The organism is Streptomyces sp. NPDC104371, from assembly GCF_055583785.1.
In genome coordinates this window covers 19,232-38,454 of sequence record NZ_JBVJNF010000001.1, presented here as the reverse complement: position 1 = coordinate 38,454, position 19,223 = coordinate 19,232, and the positions used below count along the sequence as shown (strand labels likewise).

General features: G+C 70.6%; 18 protein-coding genes and 1 pseudogene. 12 read left to right on the top strand and 7 right to left on the bottom strand.

Annotated elements, in window-relative coordinates; translation table 11 throughout:
* Positions 1-63: 63 nt before the first annotated feature.
* Positions 64-2,974, top strand: a pseudogene (locus ACZ60T_RS00185) (Tn3 family transposase); the annotation flags it as partial.
* A gap of 102 nt (positions 2,975-3,076) precedes the next feature.
* Positions 3,077-3,748, top strand: a complete 672-nt coding sequence (locus ACZ60T_RS00180) for a hypothetical protein (RefSeq protein ID WP_329863035.1) — start codon at positions 3,077-3,079, stop codon at positions 3,746-3,748.
* Positions 3,749-4,106: 358 nt separating this feature from the next.
* Here the strand turns inward: ACZ60T_RS00180 and ACZ60T_RS00175 are convergent, their stop codons facing one another.
* From ACZ60T_RS00175 to ACZ60T_RS00165, 3 genes are all read right to left on the bottom strand, one after another.
* Complete coding sequence (locus tag ACZ60T_RS00175; RefSeq protein WP_469663028.1) at positions 4,107-4,685, bottom strand: PASTA domain-containing protein; 579 nt, start codon at positions 4,683-4,685, stop codon at positions 4,107-4,109.
* Entirely contained in the window at positions 4,682-5,164 is a 483-nt protein-coding gene (locus ACZ60T_RS00170; protein ID WP_387134050.1) for a SigE family RNA polymerase sigma factor, read from the bottom strand. Before ACZ60T_RS00170 ends, ACZ60T_RS00175 begins: the two co-directional genes overlap by 4 nt.
* Positions 5,165-5,325: 161 nt before the next feature.
* Positions 5,326-5,802, bottom strand: coding sequence for a hypothetical protein (locus tag ACZ60T_RS00165; RefSeq protein ID WP_469663026.1), 477 nt, complete (start codon positions 5,800-5,802; stop codon positions 5,326-5,328).
* A gap of 232 nt (positions 5,803-6,034) precedes the next feature.
* On the opposite strand from ACZ60T_RS00165, the gene ACZ60T_RS00160 reads away from it, so the two are divergent.
* The 3 genes from ACZ60T_RS00160 to ACZ60T_RS00150 all read left to right on the top strand — a co-directional run bounded on the left by ACZ60T_RS00160 (position 6,035) and on the right by ACZ60T_RS00150 (position 7,960).
* A complete protein-coding gene (locus tag ACZ60T_RS00160; protein ID WP_342284680.1) occupies positions 6,035-6,277 on the top strand; it encodes a hypothetical protein in 243 nt (80 codons plus the stop codon).
* Positions 6,278-6,323: 46 nt separating this feature from the next.
* Positions 6,324-7,493 carry a hypothetical protein gene (locus ACZ60T_RS00155; RefSeq protein ID WP_469663024.1) on the top strand — a complete coding sequence of 390 codons (1,170 nt, stop codon included), beginning with the start codon at positions 6,324-6,326 and terminating at the stop codon, positions 7,491-7,493.
* A 251-nt stretch (positions 7,494-7,744) separates the two neighbouring features.
* Positions 7,745-7,960, top strand: a complete 216-nt coding sequence (locus tag ACZ60T_RS00150; protein WP_342284677.1) for a hypothetical protein — start codon at positions 7,745-7,747, stop codon at positions 7,958-7,960.
* 49 nt (positions 7,961-8,009) lie between these two features.
* Here the strand turns inward: ACZ60T_RS00150 and ACZ60T_RS00145 are convergent, their stop codons facing one another.
* The gene (locus ACZ60T_RS00145) at positions 8,010-8,597 is read right to left on the bottom strand and encodes a VIT1/CCC1 transporter family protein (RefSeq protein WP_469663021.1); all 588 of its coding nucleotides are present in this window, start codon (positions 8,595-8,597) and stop codon (positions 8,010-8,012) included.
* A 117-nt stretch (positions 8,598-8,714) separates the two neighbouring features.
* Positions 8,715-10,604, bottom strand: a complete 1,890-nt coding sequence (locus ACZ60T_RS00140; RefSeq protein WP_469663019.1) for an ATP-binding cassette domain-containing protein — start codon at positions 10,602-10,604, stop codon at positions 8,715-8,717.
* 169 nt (positions 10,605-10,773) lie between these two features.
* Here ACZ60T_RS00140 and ACZ60T_RS00135 point away from each other — a divergent pair, with 169 nt between their 5' ends.
* Both ACZ60T_RS00135 and ACZ60T_RS00130 read left to right on the top strand, forming a co-directional pair.
* Positions 10,774-11,028, top strand: coding sequence for a hypothetical protein (locus ACZ60T_RS00135; RefSeq protein WP_469663017.1), 255 nt, complete (start codon positions 10,774-10,776; stop codon positions 11,026-11,028).
* Positions 10,997-11,272, top strand: a complete 276-nt coding sequence (locus ACZ60T_RS00130; RefSeq protein ID WP_469663015.1) for an NUDIX domain-containing protein — start codon at positions 10,997-10,999, stop codon at positions 11,270-11,272. The genes ACZ60T_RS00135 and ACZ60T_RS00130 overlap by 32 nt, the downstream gene beginning before the upstream one ends.
* Before the next feature lie 174 nt (positions 11,273-11,446).
* Here ACZ60T_RS00130 and ACZ60T_RS00125 read toward each other — a convergent pair whose 3' ends face one another.
* Complete coding sequence (locus tag ACZ60T_RS00125; protein WP_469663013.1) at positions 11,447-12,049, bottom strand: PadR family transcriptional regulator; 603 nt, start codon at positions 12,047-12,049, stop codon at positions 11,447-11,449.
* Between the two features lie 155 nt (positions 12,050-12,204).
* Here ACZ60T_RS00125 and ACZ60T_RS00120 point away from each other — a divergent pair, with 155 nt between their 5' ends.
* Complete coding sequence (locus ACZ60T_RS00120; protein ID WP_469663011.1) at positions 12,205-13,434, top strand: FAD-dependent monooxygenase; 1,230 nt, start codon at positions 12,205-12,207, stop codon at positions 13,432-13,434.
* A 274-nt stretch (positions 13,435-13,708) separates the two neighbouring features.
* Positions 13,709-14,242 carry a TerD family protein gene (locus tag ACZ60T_RS00115; protein ID WP_365634312.1) on the top strand — a complete coding sequence of 178 codons (534 nt, stop codon included), beginning with the start codon at positions 13,709-13,711 and terminating at the stop codon, positions 14,240-14,242.
* A gap of 100 nt (positions 14,243-14,342) precedes the next feature.
* Here the strand turns inward: ACZ60T_RS00115 and ACZ60T_RS00110 are convergent, their stop codons facing one another.
* Positions 14,343-16,028 (bottom strand): chitinase, encoded by a 1,686-nt coding sequence (locus tag ACZ60T_RS00110; RefSeq protein ID WP_469663009.1) that lies wholly within the window; start codon positions 16,026-16,028, stop codon positions 14,343-14,345.
* A gap of 433 nt (positions 16,029-16,461) precedes the next feature.
* On the opposite strand from ACZ60T_RS00110, the gene ACZ60T_RS00105 reads away from it, so the two are divergent.
* The 3 genes from ACZ60T_RS00105 to ACZ60T_RS00095 all read left to right on the top strand — a co-directional run bounded on the left by ACZ60T_RS00105 (position 16,462) and on the right by ACZ60T_RS00095 (position 19,207).
* Complete coding sequence (locus ACZ60T_RS00105) at positions 16,462-17,757, top strand: hypothetical protein (RefSeq protein ID WP_469663007.1); 1,296 nt, start codon at positions 16,462-16,464, stop codon at positions 17,755-17,757.
* A 158-nt stretch (positions 17,758-17,915) separates the two neighbouring features.
* Positions 17,916-18,683: a TnsA-like heteromeric transposase endonuclease subunit gene (locus ACZ60T_RS00100; RefSeq protein WP_469663006.1), complete on the top strand. Its 768-nt coding sequence runs from the start codon at positions 17,916-17,918 to the stop codon at positions 18,681-18,683.
* Positions 18,680-19,207 (top strand): hypothetical protein, encoded by a 528-nt coding sequence (locus ACZ60T_RS00095; RefSeq protein WP_469663004.1) that lies wholly within the window; start codon positions 18,680-18,682, stop codon positions 19,205-19,207. Before ACZ60T_RS00100 ends, ACZ60T_RS00095 begins: the two co-directional genes overlap by 4 nt.
* Positions 19,208-19,223 lie beyond the last annotated feature (16 nt).

Below are 19,223 nucleotides of genomic sequence, written 5' to 3'. Positions count from 1 at the left end.
AGCCTCCGGGGCAGGTCAGCGGCCGTGATTGGCGCTGAGGGTGATCACGCTCGGGGGCCCGATATCACGGACTACCTGGCCGAGCAGCTGGGCGTCGAGGACGCCTCGTGCGTGAAGCGGTACACCGAGCGGCAGATGACGCCGTACGAGCACGCCTGGGAGATCCGGGACGCCTACGGCTACCGGGACTTCGAGGACGCGGGGTGGGGCCGGCGGTTCCGCACCTTCCTGCATGGCCGGGCCTGGACGCACGCCGAGGGGCCGGTGGCGCTGTTCGACCACGCGGTGGCGTGGCTGCGCCGGCACCGGGTGCTGCTGCCGGGCGTCTCGGTGCTGGCCCGGCAGGTGCCGGCGGGCGGTGGCGGAGAAGCGGCTGCACGCCACGGTGGCCCGGGCCGCGCACCGCGCGGACGCCGCGCTGCCGGGGGAGCTGGTGCGGCTGCTGGAGGTGCCTGACGGCGCCCGGGTCTCCGAGCTGGAGCGGCTGCGCCGGCCGCCGACCCGCACGACCGGCACCGCGGTGGCGCGGGCGCTGGACCGGGTGAACGAGATCTCGGCGTTCCAGCTGGGCCGGGTGAACCTGACCCGGGTGCCGGTGAACCGGCTGACCACCCTGGCCCGGTACGGGCTCGCCTCGAAGGCCCAGACGCTGGAGCGGTCGGCGGAGCCGAAGCGCACCGCGCTGCTGACCGCGGTGGTCCGCAGCCTGGAGGCGGCGGCGATCGACGACGCGCTGGACCTGTTCGCGCTGCTGATGGCCACCCGGCTGATCAACCCGGCCCGGCGGGTCTCCGACCGGGAGCGGCTGGTGATGTTGCCGCACCTGGAGAAGGCGTCGCGCACGGTGGCGAAGGCGGCCCGGGTGCTGATCCGCGAGCTGGAGCTGACCGACGAGGTCGAGGCGGATCTGGATGTGGCGGCGCTGTGGCGGGCACTGGAGGAGGTCGTCTCGCGGGCCGCGGTGAACAGCGCGGTGCGGGTGGTCGAGCAGCTGGTGCCCGAGGACGACGACTCGGCGGAGATCGCGCTGCGCCAGCAGCTGACCGGCCGGTACAACACGGTGCGCCCGTTCCTCGCGCTGCTGGGCGACAGCGACGCGCTCGGGGCCGCGCAGGGCGGGCGCCGCGTGCTGAAGGCGGTGCGGCGGCTGCCGGTGCTGGCCCGGCGCAAGGTGGCCCAGCGCCCGCTGCTGCCCAAGGAGATCGATGCCGAGCTGGTGCCGCCGGCCTGGCGCAAGGCGGTGTACTCCAACACCGCGCTGCCCGAGGGCGCGGTCGACCGTGACGCCTACGTGGTGTGCGTGCTGGAGCAGCTGCACCGCGCGCTGACCCGGCGCGACGTCTTCGCCGCGCCGTCGAACCGCTGGTCCGACCCTCGGGCGCGGCTGCTGGACGGCGCCCGGTGGGAGGCGGTGCGCGAGGACGTGCTGGCCGGCCTGAGCCTGACCGAGCCGGTGGACGAGCACCTGGACGGGCTGACCTGCGGGCTGGACACGGCGTGGCGGCAGATGGCGGCCCGGCTGGAGGAGGCGGGCCCGGCGGCGAAGGTGGAGATCGTGGTGCCGCCGGAGGGCGGGCGGGCCCGGCTGAGCGTGGACAAGCTCGGCGCGCTCGGCGAGAGCCGGTCGCTGAACTGGCTGCGCAAGACCACGCTGGCGATGCTGCCGCGCATCGACCTGCCGGACCTGCTGTTCGAGGTGCACTCCTGGACCGGGTTCCTGGACGCCTTCACCCACGTCTCCACCAGCGCGACCCGGATGGAGGGCCTGCCGGTCAGCCTGGTGGCGCTGCTCGTGAGCGAGAGCTGCAACATCGGGCTGACCCCGGTGACGAACCCGGCCTACCCGGAGCTGACCCGCAGCCGGCTCTCCCACGTGGACCAGAACTACCTGCGGGCCGACACGATCGCAGCCAGCAACGCCCTGCTCATCTCGGCCCAGGCGCGGGTGCCGCTCGCGCAGAGCTGGGGCGGCGGAATGCTCGCCTCGGTGGACGGCCTGCGGTTCGTCGTGCCCAAGCGCAGCATCAACTCGGCGCCCTCGCCCAAGTAGTTCGGGCAGAAGAGGGGTCTGACCTGGCTCAACGCACTGAATGACCAGGTGTCGGGGATCGGCGCGATGCTGGTGCCCGGCACCCCGCGCGACTCCCTGTTCATCCTGGACACCCTGCTGAACCTGGACGGCGGGGTGCGCCCGGAGATGGTGGCGACCGACAACGCCTCGTACTCCGACATGGTCTTCGGGATCTTCAAGATGCTCGGCTTCCGCTTCGCGCCGCGCTTCCGCGACCTGGCCGACCAGCGGTTCTGGCGCGCCGACATCCCCGGCGAGCAACCGGCCAGCGGCTACGGGCCGCTGGAGGCCATCGCCCGCAACAAGGTGAACCTCAAGAAGATCCGCGAGCAGTGGCCCGACATGCTGCGGGTGGCCGGGTCGCTGATCACCAACCAGGTCCGCGCCTACGACCTGCTGCGGATGTTCGGCCGCGAAGGCCACCCCACCCCGCTGGGGCAGGCGTTCGCCGAGTACGGCCGGATCGAGAAGACCTTCCACCTCTTCGACCTGGTCGACCCGGTGGACGACACCTACCGGCGCCGGATGAACCGCCAGCTCACCGTGCAGGAGTCCCGCCACACCCTGGCCCGCGCGATCTGCCACGGCAAGCGCGGCCACATCCAGCAGGCCTACAAGGACGGCCAGGAGGACCAGTTGGCCAGCCTCGGACTGGTCCTCAATGCCGTGGTGCTGTGGAACACCCGCTACCTCGACGCCGCCGTCGAGCAGCTGCGGGCGCTGCCCGCCGACCAGCGCGAGCACGACGTCCTGGACGAGGACGTCGCCCGCCTGTCCCCGCTCAAGGCCGGCCACCTGAACGTCCTGGGCCGGTACGCCTTCACCCCCTCCCAGCCCGAAGGCGCTCTGCGTCCGCTGCGCGACCCGGACGCGGTGGACGACGACGACCAGGACGACGAGTAGCTCCGGCGGCCCAACCGCGAGGAACGGGCGGGCTGGGGCGTCGTTGAGCCGGTGCGCGGGCCCGGGCCCGCGCACCGGCGAAGGGAGTGGAAGGTGCCGAACGTGGCCACCGCCGAGCAGAGGGCGGCCCAGCGCCGCATGGTCGGGCGGGTCAACTGCGGCGGGGTGCTCAACCGTGACGGTCTGGCGTTCTGGCGCGAGGCCGACTGCGGGGAGTACTGGCCCGACGCCGACGAGGTCGCCGCGGACCTGGCGGTGCTGCAGGTGCCCTGCGAGATCGTGACGGCCTACCGGTTCCCCTTGGCGAACGACCATTCCAAGCGGGCCCGCAAGGGCTACGAGGTGCGGATCGCGACCAAGGACCTGCCCTCGCTGGAGGTGTGGATGCCCTCCCTCAAGGAGCGTCGCACCCCGATGCCCGAGGACGCGCCCGGCTGGGGCTTCGTGTACTTCCAGCCCTCCCCCGGGCAGATGGGGCTCTGCATCCGCACGAACATGGCGGCGGCCTGGCCGTGGTGGAGCGAGAAGCAGGCCGCCCGGATGGGCCTGTTGTGCGCCGAGTGCGGTTGGGACCTGCGCAAGAACGACGGCGATGACGACCACGTGGCCTACAACATCCCGAGAAGGCCCGGCGGCTGGCGCCTGCTGTGCGGGGCCTGCTGCAACCACGGCGAGGACGTCATGGGCCCGGACGATGCCCCCGCTGGCTCGCCCGTGCCTGCCCAGGCGGTGCCGTCCGTGCCGGCCACCTTCACCGCCGGCGGTGCCTCGTGATGCTGATCCCCGACGCCGTCCTCGGGGCAACGCCCCCACCCGCCCTCCCTTCCCGCTCCGGGAGGGAGGGCGGGTTCTTTTACCCGGTTCTTTCTATAGGGCGTCAGCACCACCGGACGCCGGTCGACCGGCGTCCGGTACGACCTGCGCGGACGCGGCGCGCCGGGCCCGCGTCCGCGCCGGTCGGGGCCGCCGCCTCGGGCAGGACCTCCGCAACCCAAAGACGATGCCGAGCGAGCTGCGCGGCTGACGGCATCGGAGCCCGCCACCCGCAGCCGTTCCCCCGCTCCGGGTGGCTCCCCTGCCCGGCAGGACGGGGCGCCGTCCTGCCGGTGCGCGGGCCGAAGGGCCCGGTCGCTCAGGTTCTGCCGGGTTTGCCCGTCGAGACCAGCAGGAGGACGGACGAGCCCGGTGCCACCGGTTCTGCGCCGCCCCGGGGGTCACTGCTGATCACCTGCCCGGCGGGAGCGTTCCAGTCCGTGTGCCGCATGATCGTGCAGCTCAGTCCGAGTCCGCGCAGCAGGCTTCCGGCCTGTTCGACCGGCATGCCGGCCAGGTCCGGCAGCGCGATGCCCGCTCCCGTGGTCTGCTCCTGCTCCTGTGTCGGAGTCGCATCGGCGCTTCTGCTCTTGGGGGTGCCGGTGGCGAGCGGGGTGCACGCCCCGTTCGCCGGTGGGGACAGGGACGGGGAGGCGCCGGGCGCGGGCGGCACGGGCTTCAGCGCGAAGAACCCCACCGTGGCGCACGCCAGCACGCAGCACGCCGCAGCGGTGCCGAGGAGCGCCCGGCGGGTGCGGCTGCGGCTGACGACTCGCTCGATCGCGGCCGCGTCGACGACCGGCGCCGTCGGCCCGTCGGCGAAGGAGGCCACCGCGGCACGCAGCTCGGCTTCGAGGCCCGGCTCGAACGGGGCGGGTCCGGACGACGTGTTCCTCACTTCGTACCTCCGAAAGCGGCCGACGGGGTGTGCGGCGCCTGGGCGCCCGATACGGAATCGCGCAGCTTGACCAGGCCGCGGGCGAGCTGGGACCTCACCGCACTCGAAGAGATGTCCAGGACGCCGGCGACCTGCCGGGCGTCCAGATCGTGCAGGTAGTACAGGACCACCACGCTGCGCATGCCCATCGGCAGCCCGAGCAGTGCCTCGATCAGTTCCGCGCGCAGATCCACCTGCCCGAACCGGTCCCGGGGGTCGGCCGTCTCGGGCACCCCCGACAGCCCGGGGCGCTCGCCCAGGCGCGACAGCCGCCGCCAGCGGTCGTTGGCCAGGTTGACCAGCACTTTGCGCACGTACGCCTCCGGCGAGTCCGCCACCTCGACCTTCCGCCAGTGTCGGCACGCCCGCTCCAGCGCCTCCTGCACCAGATCCTCGGCCACGTGCACGTCACCGGTCAGCGCATACGCGGTGCGGAACAACGCTCCCGACCGCTGTGCGACGAACTCCGTGAATCCGATGCCCGGACCGCTCCTGCGAAACCTCACCCGCCGACCTCCTCTCCTCGTCCCGTCCCGATCACTGCCCCCATGACGGCGGAACGGGGCCGGGTGCTGCACCGAGCCGCCGGCAGTGACGTGAATCACAGCTGGGACGGAAAGGGTGTCCCAGGACCTCGCGCCGCTGCCGCCCGGGGTGGGGGCGGGGCCCGGCGTCCCGCGCGGGCGGACGCGACGCCGCTCTCGACCTCGGCGAGTTCGCCCCCGCCGGCCCCGTCCTGCGGGTCATCCCCGGCGGCCGGGACAACCGGCCCGGGTCGGCAGGGTAACGGCCGGCCGTCGCCTTCGCCGTGCTCTCGGAGCCACTCGGCGACATCGTGCACCTCGTGCACCCGGCGCCCGGTGCCTTCCCCGTGCAGGTCCATGTCCTCGGTGTCGAGGGCGATCAGGATCGCGGTGCCGCGCAGGGCGGAGGCGACGTTCAGCAGGTCCTCGTCGCGGTAGTCCTGCATCCGCCAGCCGAGATCGCCCATCCGCTCGACCAGCAGCCGCAGGCCGCCCGCGGCTGCCACGGCCTGGCGGGCGAGAGCGGCAAGCTCGGCGTTCCGGTCCTCAGCCACACCTCCAGCGTGCGCCCGTTCTGGCCGGGCCGCCCCCGGCAGCGAAGATCATTCCTTAGCGCTAACCGCTGTACCGCTGCTACTCGCGACCGATGTTGCGGTGTCGCGTATTCCAGCTCAGAGCGCCCCAATCGGTCACTTTGGGTCATGCGGGCGGTGTCCAGGGTCCGGCCCGGAGTGAGTATGTTCGTCCGATGGCGCGTTCGAAGCGCTTCGGGAGGGGAGAGTGCCGGTGGACGTCGTCGCGATTATGGAAGCACTGGCTGAACAGGGCGTAACGGTGCTCTTCAAGGCCGACGCTGAGCGGATGGCAGAGAGGGGCAAGCCTTGGACTTTCGTCGCCAGTGGAGCGCCGTTGCGCGAGGACGTCCTTGTGCGAACCGATGCCGCGTCTGTGGAGCAATGCCTCGCAGTGTGCTTGCCCCGCCTGCGGGAGCTGGGCTTTTCGTTCCCTGAGCTGAGAGAGCGGGTGTGACCGAACCGCCGCCCTGGATGTCAGTGCCGACTGCTTACATGAGCCCATGGACACCGTGCACACGACCGCCGCCCTCCTCCCGGACCCCGCCGAGCTCCGCGCACACCTGCGCGCGCTGGCCGTGCTGGACCAGGCGATCTGCCGCGACCCGCGGTTCTCCCGCTACTCCTTCTCCACCACCTGGGGGCCTGGGACGGAGGCGGCCATGATGGACAACGGCTCGGGTGACGACTTTTCCGTCCTCTTCACCCCGGCCGGTGTGCTCGTCCGCGGCTTCGACCACGAGTCGGAGATGAGCCCGTACGCCACGGACGACGAACAGGTCTGGCCCGGTGTCATCGACGAGGTGCCCGCCGCGCTGCGCCCGCTCCTGAACGACCCGGCCTTCGTCGACGAGGGCCTCGGCGCCCCGCGGGTCACCGCCTGCCTGTGGTGGGAGACCGGCGGCAGCGCCTGGCGCACCGGCTCGGGCATCGAGTTCCCCTCGGGCAGCCCGGACCCGGACGGCTCCGGGCACCTCTTCCGCCTCCTCACCGACCGCTCTTCCGAGGCCGTCCAGGCGCACTTCGAGGAGGACTACGGGCGGCCCGTCCCCCTCGACACCGTCCGCCACGTCCTCGCGGGCCACCCCCTGACCCCCGAAGCCGCCCACGGCCTCAACCCGGCCGCCCTCTCCGACGAGGCCCTGCTCCGCCGGATCGCCGCCGACCCCGAGGTCGAGGCGTACCTCGCCTGCGACGGCGAGTTCGACCTCGCGCGGACCGACCCCATCGAGTCGATCGCCCTGCCGGCCGGTCTCCCGGTGGAGCCCGTGGCCGGCTGCAACGCGGGAGGCACCCACTACCTCTGCGGCCCGGCCGGCTCCGACCGCGTCCGCCCCGTGCTCTACACCGACTCCGAGGGCCAGGCTTCCCTCATCGCGGAGTCCCTCGCCGAGGCCCTGACCCTGGCCATCGTCCTCCCCTCCTGGCACGACGCCCTGGCCGGCTTCCGTCCCCCCGCGCTCAACGCCGACTACCTTGAGGACAACCCGGACCACCCCGAGGTCCGCGACCGCCTCCTCGCCGCCCTCCGCCTCCCCTTGGCCACCGAGCCCGAGGTCCTGGCCCGCCTCCTCACCACGGCCGCTCGCACCGTCCCGGACGGCTTCCTCCCTTCGGTTGAGGGCGAGGAGGACGCGCCCTTCGAACCGATGCTCCGTCTGCCGGGCGAGTAGGACAGCCCCGCCGCGCGCCGCCTTCCGGACCCGACGCACCGCTACAGCGAAGCCATGACCGCACTGCCCGACTGGAGGCGCCCGCCCCGCGCGGAGGGCTGTTCGCGGAGGACGTGGACCGCCTTCCCGAGGTTCGGCCCAGCGCATGCCGGATTTTCGGCAGGAGACTTTGGGGGGATCGACCTCAAGGACGTGGAGGGATGGGCCGTCACCGGGCATCACAATGACGTCGGGCGTGCGAGGCTCGCACCATGACGACGGAGAGCAGCCAGCAGTACGGGAAGCACAAGAAGTTCCGCCAGTTTGTCGACTGCCCGCGCTGCGGCTACACCGACTTTCCTCCCGGCCAACTCAATGAGGAACAAACGATTGAGACCCGGACGTGCGAGGACTGCGGCACGGAGGTAGACACAGAACCATTCTTTACCGCGCCTCCAGGCGAAGCCACCCACACCTTCGATAGCTGAGATCCAGGGGCCAAAGTTCCGACAACTTCAGACCCGACAGTCGACTTGCCTAATGAAGCGGCTGGTTGTCGCCGTGGATGTAGCCGACGGGGACTGGGCCGACGCGGCGGAGCTGGGCGGCGTGGTCGCGGATCACCTGCCGCTCGTCTTCGGTGAGCCGGTCTCCGGCGCGGGCCAGGTACTTCTCCGCCCCGTCGGCCGCAGCCCGCAAGGACGCCTCGGCCTCGGCCCGGTCGTCGCGGTCGAGAGCACCAGACTCGTGAAGACGGGCGCACAGGACGCCGGCCTGCCGGTGCACTGACTGCCACTCGCCCTCGGCCAGTCCGAGCCCCGGCGCCGGGACGCCCGGCGCCGCGGTGAGCAGCACAGCCAGGTCCTCCGCACGGCTGTCGATGAGGTGGGGTGCGCGGCCCTGTCCGAGGGTGGGAACGACGTGGCGGTAGGCCCGGGTCTCGCGGGTGAAGAACTTCACCGAGGGCGAGACCTTCACGTACCAACGGCCCCCGCCGTCGCCTTCCAGCTCCCACACCCGGGAGCGGTACCAGTCGTGCGAGGCGTCGCGGACGGCTGTGATGGGTCCGATGTGTTGCTCCGCCCAGCGCCGAACCGTCGCGGGCAGGGGTTTGGTCTGCCTCACGCCGCACACCTCACGTTCCGGTGCGCGGCGGGCGCCGGGCGGCTGCGGCTGTCGGCGGGGCTCGGGGAAGGGGGCACAGTCTGCTCCTGGGCGGGACGACGGGCGGGGCGCATGTGGTCAGCGGTCTTGTGAGAGGTGAAGGAGTTCGGCGAAGGTTCCGTTGGCGTGGACGAGGTCGTCGTACCGGCCCTGTTCGGTGATCCGGCCGTGCTCCATCACGATGATGTGGTCGGCGATTCTGGTGTTCTCCAGGCGGTGGGTGACCACGATGGTGATGCGGTCGGCGGCGATGGCCTTGATCTGCTCGAAGATCTGGTGCTCGCCACGCGGGTCCATCTGGGACGTAGGTTCGTCCAGGATCAGCAGTCCCGGGCGGCGGTAGAGGGCACGGGAGCATGCGATGCGCTGCCACTGCCCGCCGGACAGCTCCGAGCCGCCGAAGACCTCGCGGGAGAGCAGGGTGTCCAGGCCCGCGGGGAGGTCGTCGACGGCTTCGCGCAGGCCGACCGCATCGATCGCCTCCCACACGGGGACGTCGTCGTAGGTACGGGGCTGGCCGAGGGTGACGTTCTCGCGGAGCGGCATCGGCCACTGGGCGAAGATCTGCGGCACCAGACCGGTCTGCGCCCACACACCGGCGGGGTCTACCTCGGCCAGGTCGGTGCCGTTCCAGCGGACCTTGCCCTTGTCGGCCAGGTAGATGCCGGTGAGCAGGCGCGTGAGTGTCGACTTCCCCGAGCCGTTCGCGCCGACGATCGCAAGGATCTGACCGCGCTTCAGAGTGAGGGAGACACCGTCGACAGCGGGTTTGTCCTTGCCCGGGTACTGGTAGACGGCCTCCTCGAGCCGGATCTGCTCGACCCGGTCGACGGGCCTGCCCGCGCCGCGCTCGGGAGTGCGGGCCGCGGCATCGTCGAGGAAGGCCTGCATGTCGCTCAGGTAGAGGCTGGTGTGGAAGACCGCGGCACCGTTGACGACGACCTGGGAGAGCGCGGCGAGCGTGGTCTGCACGGCGATGACGGCCGTGGCCGCGACCGCCAACTCGATCCGGCCCGAGACCGCCAGCCACGCCAGAGCCCCCCAGGTCGCCACCAAGAACACCCCGCCGGCGAGCGCCGAGAGCACCGCGATCCGCAAGGTCCGCGGCGCGGCGGCCAGGGTGCGCCGGTCGCACCGGTCGGACAAGGCCCGGTACCAGTAGACGAGGTAGTCGGTCATCGAGTTGGCGCGGACCTCGTCGCCGTACTTCGACGTGGTCGCCCACCAGCGCATCATCCCCCGCACGTTGCGGTCGGCGATGTTGGCGTAGTGGATCTCGTAGTCGACCCTCGCGGTCAGGACCGCCCCCACCCCGGCCGGAAGTACCGCGAGCAGGAGCAGCGGCAGCATCAGCGGATTCAGCACCGACAGCACCCCGCCCGCGGTGACCATCCGGATCAGCGCGGACAGGAACCGCTGCGCGTCGGTGACCATCACCTGGGTGCGGATCACCCCCATCTCGGCCGCCTCGTGCCGATCGGAGAACCCCTCCTCCGCGTACGCCGACGCCTCCACCCGGCACACCGCCTCGACCAGCGCGCTGTCCGTCTCCGTCGTCAGCCGAGGGGTGATCCGCCGCTCCGCGTAGGTCGCCACCGCCGCCGCGCCGCGGCCCAGAGCCGCGGCGAGCGCGACCGCCACCAGCGCCGGCACGGCTCCGTGCAGCCGGTCGCCGGCCGACCCGTCGCCGAGGACGGGCTTCATGGCCTGGGCGGTGGCGGTCAGCAGTACGGCGGCCGAGACGCCCGTGACCACCTGGCAGCTCAGCAGCAGTTGCACGGCGCGGCGGTCGGTCCGCCACGAGAGCCGGGCGATCCGGCCCAGCACGGCCGGGATCTGCCTGCACATCCGCCGGAAGGAGACCTCGGCGAGCGGATTGACGGAGTACTGCCCGCTGTAGGTGATCTCCGCCGGTGGTGGCGGAGGAGGCGCGGTGGCCTGGTCTTCGTTCGTAGCGGCCGAGGTCAACGTGGGTCCCCCTTGACGGTCGTCCAGCGTGGTCGTGAGGCTCAACGACCCGGCCGGGATATCGAACACATGTGTTTCGGTCGATCCTGGAATCCCGAGATAGAGCGGGCGGCGGCGCGTGGAGGATGCACGGACCCAACCGCCGCAACAGGTATGCGAACGTGGGTGGTTGGCCGAATCGCCGAGGATGGTGTTCGCGGGCCCAGGAAGTGATGCCACCATCTCGGATGCCTTGGCCGCGTACCTGGAGCGCCACCCGGATGAGGCGGAGCTGCTGACCCAGCCGGTGCAGACGCTCGCCAGCGGTGAGAACTTCGCCTCGCTGCGCAGGTTCCTGACGTACGTAACGGTCGGCGCGCTGGTGGTGCGAGCACCAGGCCTACGGGATCACGTTGCAGCCCGGCGGCCATCTCGAGCCGACTGACACCACGTTGATAGACGCGGCTGCGCGCGAGCCCTCCGAAGAGACCGGCCTCGATGCCGCCGCCGTGTTCCTGGCGGATCCGGTTCCCGCGTATGTCGAGTTCGGACGCGTTCCGGCGCGCCCGGAAGAGAGGGAGCCGGACCACTATCACCTCGACATCGGGTTCGCCTTCACGACGGACTGCGCGGATCGGGGGCGTGCCGTAGTCGCGGGCGGCGATCTGCTCGATCAGCGAGCCGAGTGAGGGAGTGGCGGGCCGGGCCCGCGCTTCCGGGTGGGTGACGCCGACGAAGCCGCCGCCGACGTTGAAGGCGAACCGGCTGCCGGGCCGGTCGCCCGCCGCTGTCACTACCCGCGGCGGTGTCGCACGTTCGAGGGGCGGTCTCCGTGAGACCGGCCCTGCACGACCGGAGTTCCGTTATTCGGCGGCTTGCTCGAACGCCGCGAGCATCTCCGGCGACCACGTCAGACTGCCGTCCCGTAGGTCGTCGATCACTCCCTGGAGCCAGCGCTCCTCGGTGTCGAGGAGAACGAGAAGGTATTCGCACTCGATCAGCGTGATGCGTGGAAGGTCCGCAGAGGGCCCGGCGATCTGGCGCTCCAGTTCGGTGCGCCGGGCGGTGATCCGCTCCAGTCGCCGCTCCAGGAGGGGTGCCACCTCGTTCGGACTGAGCATGGCCAGGTTCGCCAGCGCCGCCGGGAACACCGGGAACTCCGCCTTGGGAACCGCCACCATCTGCTCCAGCCATTCGCGGGCGACGACCCGCCCCTCGTCGGTGACCTCGTAGACGGTCCGCTCCGGGTACTGCTGGTCCCGTTCGGTGTGTCGGACGGCGATCAGCCCGCCCGCCTGCAACCGCTCGATGGTGCGGTAGAGCCCGGCCCGCTGGCCGACGTTGACCACCAGTTCCTTGCCCCACTGCTTGAGCAACTGCTGGATCCCGTACGGATGCAGCGGTCGGTGGTGCAGCAGGACCAGCACAGTCAGGCCGAGCGGCGAGTTCTTCACGGGGGCGGTCATGCACGGCATCGTAGTCATCGTGCAAACTAGTTGCACTGAGACTAGTTGCCTTGCAACTATAGGCGTGGGCGCGGCGGCGAGCAGAGGCGAGCCGGTCGACGCGGGCGTTTGGCAATACCCGCACACCCAACAAGACGCGAAGCCTGGGAGGGGTCGTGAAGGGCAGTAACGGCAAGGGCGGTCACGCCGCCGGGGTACGGACGGCGCTCGTCATCGGAGGGGGTGTGGCGGGTCCGGTGACGGCACTCGCCCTCCAGAAGGCCGGGATCGAGGCGACGGTCCACGAGGCGTACCCGACCGCGGCGGACGGGATCGGTGCCTGGCTCGGCCTGGCGCCGAACGGTCAGGCGGCGCTGGCGACGGTCGGCGCGGATGTGGCAGTGCGGGCGGCCGGGCAGCCGGTGCCCGGTGTGGTGATGGCGGACGGCGCCGGGAACCACTTCACCCGCTTCGACGGCTTCCCTGGACTGCCGGCCACGATGACGATGCCGCGCGACCGGTTGTTCCGGGCGCTGACAGATCACGCGGTCGCCGAGGGCGTCCGCTTCGTCTACGGAAAGCGGCTGGTCGACGCGGTGGAGACGGCCGACGGCGTCACCGCGCACTTCGCCGACGGCTCGACCGCCACCGCAGACCTGCTGATCGGCGCCGACGGCATCCGGTCCACCGTCCGTAGGGTGATCGACGCCCAGGCACCCGCGCCCGAGTACGGCGGCGTGCTGAGCCTCGGCGGCTACGCGGCGGTGACGGACGACCTCCAAGCGGAGCTGAAGGTCGAACCGGGCGTGATGTACTTCGCGTTCGGCCGCGCGTTCATGGGGTACTGGCGGGGCCCGGACGGGCAGATGATCTGGTTCGCCGGGCTGCCCATGGACAACCCGCCGAGCCAGGCCGAGTTGGCGCGTGTGCCCGCCGCCGAGTGGATGGGAAGGCTGCGCGAGCTGTATGCCGGTCACTTCCCGGGTGAGCACCTGTTGCGGCACACCGAACCCGAATCGCTCATGGTGGTCGGCCAGATGGAGCGGATGCCCTCCGTACCGTACTGGCACCGCGGGCGGATGGTGCTGGTCGGCGACTCGGTGCACGCGCCGTCCTCCAGTTCCGGGCAGGGGGCCTCGCTCGCCATCGAGAGTGCGGTCGAACTGGGCCGGTGTCTGCGTGATCTCCCCACGTACGGCGAGGCGTTCGCCGCCTATGAAGCGCTCCGCCGTCCGCGTGTGGAGGCCGTCGGGATGAACGCCGCGGCCGCCAACAAGGTCAAGGCGGGCAAGAGCGCCCCGCCCGCGCCGTCGGCACCCGAGGAGATGTTCCGTGCGCTCCACTTCCACCGGATCGATTGGGAAGAGACGGCGGAGGAGACACTGCGGGGCATGGTCGGCATGTAGGCAGGGGCGGGCCGCCGGGGTGACCCCCTGACGGCCCGCCCCACGACAGCCTGCCCCCCGTAGCGGTCCTCCAGTGAGACGTCGGTCGGTGTCCTCATGTGCTCACCTACGCGCACCGCGTCCGGCAGCGGCAGTTGCCTCCCGGCTGGGGGTCGGCAGCCGACCTGCTGTGAACCGATAGCGTCAAGGAAGCGTCAAAGCGCATGTCACAGGGCAGGGTTGACGGTGTGCGGAGGTTCCGCACGACTGGTGGCATTGTGGGAGGGGACGACCGGTGAGGGTCGGTAAGGGGCTGGAGAAGGTCGAAGTACGGCTGAAGTGGGACCCGAGTCCGGTGGGGGAGTCACCACGCCATCTCGACATAGTCGCCGCGACCTATGCCGTGGACGATCCGTTCGGCAGGCCGGTGTATGTCGTGCACTACGACAGCCGCTCGCCGGACGGCACGATCAACATGAACCGGCACAGCCAGACCGGCATGGGCTTCGGGTTCGTCGAGGTGATGTCCCTCGAGTTCGAGCGCCTGTCCAGCGCCTACTCGCGGGTGGTCGTAGGCGTGATCATCCACCAGGAGCCGGATCCCCGCACCTTCGGGGACATGTCCAACGCCGGAGTGGTGATCGTCGAGGGCTACCAGGAACTGCTCGCCGACGACTTCTCGGGCGTGGCGGCAGCGCGAACGACAACGGTCGCGGAGTTCGCCAGGAACGACTCCGGCGCGTGGGAGATGCACGAGATGATCTGCGGGTCCGACAGTGATCCAGCAGCGTTCATATCCGAAATGGGCACGGTCCGCCCCCGTATCTGATCTCGCGCCGATTGCCGACGACAGTGGAGCGCGGCTCGACGCGAGTCGTGCTCCACCGTCTCCGGACGGACCCGGTGGTCCGTCCGGAGACGTCAGACCGTCACGGCAGTGCGTGGACGTGCGGGCCGACCGCATTCGACCAGGCGTTGCCCGAGGCCGCGTCCCAGTTCGTCGACCATGTCATCGCGCCCCGCAGACCGGGGTACGTCTTCGATGGCTTGAAGGTGCCGCAACTGCTGCCGGCCGTCAGGCAGTCCAGGGCGTTGTTCACCACCGTGGGGGAGACATAACCGCTGCCCGCCCCGCTCGGGGAGGCGGGGACGCCCAGGCCCACCTGGGACGGGGACAGGCCACCCTCTAACTGGATGCAGGCAAGGGCCGTCAGGAAGTCCACGGTGCCCTGGCTGTAGACCTTGCCGTCGCAGCCCAGCATCGAACCGCTGTTGTAGTACTGGGTGTTGACGACGGTCAGGATGTCCTTGATGTTGAGCGCCGTCTGGAAGTAGCCCATCGACGTCGACTGCATGTCGATCGTCTGCGGGGCCATGGTGATGATCAGCGACGAGCCCGCCTTGGCCGACAGTTGGCGCAGCGCCTGTGCCATGTAGGTGGCGTTCAGGCCGTTCTCCAGGTCGATGTCCACCCCGTCGAAGCCGTATGTCTGCATCAGGGAGTACACCGAGTCTGCGAAGTTCGCCGCGGACGTCGGGTCGCTCACCGACACCGTGCCGTCCTGGCCGCCCACCGAGATGACGACCTTCTTCCCGGCCGCCTGCTGTGCCTTGATGTCCGCCTTGAACTGGTCGACCGTGTAGCCGCCTAGGCCGCTGGAGTCCAGGGAGAAGGACACCGCGCCCGGCGTGCCGGTCGCGTCCGCGAAGGCCACCGCGATGATGTCGTACTGCGAGGGGACGTCGGAGATCTTCTGGACCGTCGCGCCGTTGTCGAAGTTCTGCCAGTAACCCGTGACCGCGTGCTTCGGCAGGGAACCGCCATTGCCGTTGCCACCGCCGGACGAGGTCGTCATGGCCGTCACCGACGCCGACTTCGCCGACTCGCCCGCCGCGTTGGTCGCCGTCACCTGGAAGGGATAGGACGTCGAGGGCGCAAGGCCGGTCACCGTCGCCGACGTGCCCGTCACCGCCGCCACCTTGGTGCCGGACCGGTACACGTTGTAACCCGTCGCGTCCCGCGCCGTGTTCCACGCCAGCGAGACGGAGGAGGACGTCGTGGAGGAGACCATGAGGCCCGTGGGGGTGGAAGGGGCTGTCGGGGCCGGGCCACCGCCGCCTCCGTCCGGGCCGAACACCGACACGTCGTCGGCGTAGTACGCCGCCTGCCCGTACCAGCCGTGAAGGTACACCGACACTGATGTCGTGGAGGCGCCGGTGGTGAACGTCGTCGACAGTTGCTTCCAACTCGTCGCGTCCGCCGTCCAGGTGGACACGTCCGTCGTGCCGGTGCCCGTCGCGCCCAGGTAGGCGTACCCGCCCTGCACCCAAGCGCTCAGTGTGTACGTCGAGTTGGGCGCGACCGCGACTGTCTGGGTGCACTGCGCGTTGTCCTGGCCGGACGGCGTCGCCTTCAGCGCGGCGGTACCGCCGCGCACCGGGGACGACACGGTCGTCCCGCTGTCCGCGGAGCAGGTCCAGTCGCTCAGGCCCGACTCGAAGCCGGTGTTCTTGACGTTGTTCACGTCTGCGGCAGTTGCGGGCCCGGCGCCCAGGAAGGAGAGGGCGAGTGCGGCGACGGCAGCCCCGGCCAGGGTGCGTCTGCGACGGAACATGCCTGGAATGCGGTCCACTTGAGCCTCCGATGGGGGAGAGAGGACGGGTGGGGGGCATTACGGAACGGTGGCCACCGCCTGAGCAACGAATTTGGTCCAGACCAATTGGGATGTCAAGACCTCTGGCAAGCAAGGGTAGTTGCGGGTGTTCTCCCGTCGGCAGGGCATGGATCGAGTACAGAGGCGGCTGTGCGCCGACGCGTGGACGAGGCCCGTGGCCGCACCGTCGTCAGTGGATCACCGAACCCGGTCACTCTTCTTGCGCAGCAGGCTGGTGATCTGTCGGCCCGTGGCCTGCGTGAGCCGGGCGCCAGGGTGGCGTCGGAGGCCCAGCGTTCGGGCCGGCCGGCGTGCGTACAGGTCGACGGCCGACTCCGCGAACTCCGGGTCCTGCTCTTCTCTGTTCTGGGTTGGTGTTTCAGAGGAGGGGAAGTTGGACCTGTTCTTCGTGAGACGGCCGCTGGTGGAGCGGTACGGGGATGGGCTCGCCGGCGGTACGGCGGTGGCCCTGTTGGACCGGCAGGTGATCCCGGACGGGACGCCGATCGTGCTGGGGCCGGACATGCGGCCGGTCGAGCCGCTGTCGTCGTGGTTCCGTCACCTCGCCTACCTGGGCCGGGTCCCGGAGACGATGCGTTCGTACGGGTACCTCGTGCTGCGGTTGGCCGAGTACCTCGCCTCGCGGCAGACGGACTTGCTCGCTGCGGGCGAGGCCGATCTGCTTGCGTACCGGCGCCAACCCTTGGACGTCCAGGCGGTGCCGATCGACCCGGTGACGTGGGACCGGGAGGCGTCGACGGTCAACGGGCTGTTCGCCTGGCTGACCGAGGCCGGGCACCGCTCCAGCGGGCCGCTGCGGATGCCCAAGGCTTACGGCTCGGGGATGTCGCACGGCATGCAGGTGCGGCATCTCGCGCTCGATCAGTACCTGTTCTTCCGCGACGTCGGACTGGGCGGGCAGTGCCCCGACGGCGAGGTCGACGTCGCTTTCCGGGGCGGGTTTCCGCACCGCAACCGGGCGGGAGCCGAGCTCGCGCTGATGACCGGGACGCGCAAGCGGGAGTGGTTGACGACATCGACGACTTCGGCCGCCTCTCGGGGTGCTGAAAGGGCGGCGCCGGACGTTCGCCATGGCTCGGATGCCGCCGAGCTGCGGCGGATCACGGTCCGCGAGTGCGACGGCGGCCTGGAGGCGATGGCGGTCTTCCTGGGCCAGGGCGGGTTGATGCTGGGGCCCTCGTCCTGGGACCGGATCCGGCGCCACGCCTGGGAGAGGGTGTCCGCCTTCGCCCAGCGGGGGCCGACGCCTGTGCTTCCGCGCAGGCCCTGGCGCTTCCACGACCTGCGACACACGTTCGCCCTGCGGCTGCTCAAGCACCTCACCCAGATGTTGATCGAGGCGGAACTGCGGCGGGCCGACCCGCGGCCGCTGGTGACGTTGGCCGAACACATCTCGATGAACCCGCTGCTGGTCGTCCAGCGCGCTCTGGGACACGCGAGTCCTCGCACCACCTACGAGTACCTGGCTTACCTGGAGGACCCGATGACCTACGTCGACCAGGCATTTCGCACCTGGTCGGACAGCGACTGGGCCTCCTATGCGGACATCGCAGTCTGGCTGCTGGAGAGGGACGCAATGCCCAGGAGGGGTGAGCGCACACGGGACTTCACCGAGCCCACTGTAGGTACTCAGAATCTGCGTCATGTTCTCGTGAGCGATGACCTCTGAATAGCACTTATGACGCGGCGCTGAGATTCCCGGTCTGGAATGATCACCCTTTCGAGTAGTCGAAAGTACGTGTGCTCGTTCGCGCCGCAGTGCCCGTGTAACTGTCCTGCGATGCAAGGCCAGTTACCCGAGCGCTGGGGTGGACGGTGGATGTAGAGGTGTGTGTTCGGCTTGCCGAGGATGAGGCGTCCGAGGGCCTCGCCTGGGAGTCGGTGCCGTTGGAGATGCTGTACTCGGCCGAGCCGTGGCGGACGTTCCGCTGGTACATGGGGCAGAAGCACTACTCGGGTTCGTACTGGTCGAGTACGCAGTCGGATCACGTCATCTACGAGTCGCGGCTGGAGCTCGCGCGGCTGCTGTACGCCGACTTCGACCGGGACGTGACGGCCATCGTGGCCCAGCCCTTCTTGCTGAGAACCGACATGGACGGCGCGCTGCGCCGGCACATTCCGGACTACCTGATGACCTCCACCACGGGCCCGTTGGTCGTCGATGTCAAGCCGCGCCGCCGGGTGGTCCGGCCGGAGCACGCGTTCACCTTCGCCTGGACCCGCGAGGCAGTCGAGTCCCGCGGCTGGCGCTACCAGGTGTGGAGTGAACCGCCGGACGCCGAGTTGGCCAACGTCCGGTTCCTCGCGGGCTACCGCCGCGACTGGCTGTTCGAGCCGGACGCGTCCGAGGGGATACACAACGAGGCGGTGGACGAGGAGCCGCAGCCGGAGCGGCTCTTTGATCCGGTCATCCTCAACGAAGTACGCGACCGGGTCGCGGACGGGGGCACGCTGGGAGAGGCGTTCGCTTGTCTGCCGGACCGTCCGGCTCCGCTGGTGCGGGCCGCCATCCTGCATCTGCTGTGGAAACAGCAGTGGCTGACCGACCTGAGCGTTCCGCTGAGCGCCCGCAGCGTGCTGAGGAGCGCGTCGTGAGCCGGGCCGCAGTACGCGTGGGGGTAGGGAGTCGCTTCTCCTACGACGGCGAGATCGTTGAGGTGGTCGAGCTCGCCAGCACGCAGGCGGGCGGTGAGGTGGTCCTCAAGGACGGCCGGGGAAGGCTGCTGCGCCTGGCCGTCAAGGAGCTGCTGCTCTCCGACCGGGCCCGCATCATCCCGGACGGGCCTGGGCCTGCCTCCGGCGACCCGCAGGAGACGGCGGCGGTGGTGCTGGCCCGCCTGGACGCCGGCGAGCGGGAGATGGTGCTGGAGCGGGCCGTGCACGTGAGGGAGGTGCTCACCGGGTTCCGCAGCGGCAGCGAGGAACTGTCGGCCGTGGGGGAGCCCCGCGCCGCCTACACGGCCGGCGAGCCGTTGGAGAGTCGGTACGCGGCGAAGGCGGCCGAGCTGGGGGTGGCACGCGCGCGCGGTCAAGCGGTGGGTCGCGGCCTTCCGCCAGGACGGCGAGGCGGGACTGGTGCCGGCCCGCAGCGGGCCGCGTTCGGGGCACCGGAACGCTGAGCCGTGGTCGGAGGCG